Below are 1,586 nucleotides of genomic sequence, written 5' to 3' on the forward strand. Positions count from 1 at the left end.
AAAAAAATCACCCCGGTCCGGGGTGATTTACATGAGGTTATGAATAAAATTTATTCTTTATTTTTCACCAATACCCATCCTGAATATTTGGTTTCGGTATTGTTTTTATCGTTTTCGTTCCATGAAATGGTGTACCAGTAGGTTCCGGTCGCTATTCTTTTGCCAAATGCGGTTCCATCCCAGGTAAAGTTTCTGATTTTGCTGGCTTCATGAAGCTTGTTTCCATATCGGTCATACACAATAAATACCAGATTTTTCTTGTATGCCAATGCTGAATAATCAATAACATCATTAACGTTGTCTCCGTTGGGAGTAATCGCATTGATGAGGTTAGGAACCGTAACGGTAACCTGAACCGGAGTACAATTGAAAGAATCTTTTACATACACGGTGTTTTCCCCTCTTGGAAGTCCTGTGAATGAATTGGATTCCTGCCAGTTTATTCCATCAATAGAAAACTGATAAGGAGGAACTCCGCCTGTAGCAGTAACTTTGATGGTGTTATTGCTTATTTCAATATTGGAAATCACCGGTTGTTGGCTAGGGCGTACATGCACTTCCTGGGGAGTAATACATTCCCCTGTTTTCAATTTTACCCAATATGTTCCTATTCCTACATTATTGATGATTTGTGTGGTTTCTCCGGTACTCCATTCGTAACCGTCAAATCCAGGTCCTGCATCCAACGTAGTTGTTCCTTCAGCGCAGATCACTTTATCTTTTAGCACGGTAGATTTTACCGGTGGGAGAACTTTCAGTGTGATTTTGGCAATGGCAAAACATTGCTGTGCATTGTTTACTCTTGCATATACAATAGTACTTGTTGAAAGGTAAGTATCAGGAATAGCAATTGGATTAGACTGGTTTAAAGCATCATTCATTGTTTTGTAATACTTTAAAACATTTCCTGCTGGGAGTGGGTTTGGAACGCCAATGTCTGCGTGGGTAAGATCAAATGTTGAGAACATGATGTTATCCGGGATATAACAGTTTTCCATCTGGGCATCTCTCAGTACTACTGTCGGATGAAACTGTAATCTGATGGTAGCAGTAGCCATACACCCGAATACAGAAGTTACTTTTGCATATACTGTTGTTTCCGGAGAAATATAATTGGTAGGATTTGTAATTTCATTGGTTCCTGCATTCATATCATCAAGAGTGGGGTAATATTTAATCACTGCTCCTGCGCCTCCAAATACATTGGCTGTGGTAAGATCATACTTTGCCGTACCTTCCCCATTGTTGTTACATGAAAGTAAGGTGACATTATTGGCTGTAATGCTGGCATTTACAAATTTAAATTTTCCATTGATGAAACATCCGTTCATTGGATTGTCCGGGTTGGATGGATCATGGTAAACAACTCTGTAATAGTAGGTAGTTGTGGCGTTTACAGTTGCTGTGGTAAGCGGATTTTGGCCGGTAAGAACATCATTGATCTTATCATGGTAAGTTACCTGGAAATTACTGCTGTTTCCGTTGATAATCCCTGCACTCAGAGAAAGGAAATTAAACTGAGTAGGAAGTCCACATACCATAACCGTACTTGGCTGTGCAGGATCTGCAGCAGGAATACCCGGAGT

Annotated in this window: 1 protein-coding gene; it reads right to left on the reverse strand. The window is 40.0% G+C overall.

What is annotated here, in order from left to right:
* Positions 1 to 50: 50 nt before the first annotated feature.
* Positions 51 to 1,586: gliding motility-associated C-terminal domain-containing protein (locus MP478_RS22455; protein WP_257201717.1), on the reverse strand; the 1,536-nt coding region annotated here is incomplete at its 5' end.

The sequence above is a fragment of the Chryseobacterium sp. WG14 genome (assembly GCF_024586945.1).
Classification (GTDB): domain Bacteria; phylum Bacteroidota; class Bacteroidia; order Flavobacteriales; family Weeksellaceae; genus Chryseobacterium.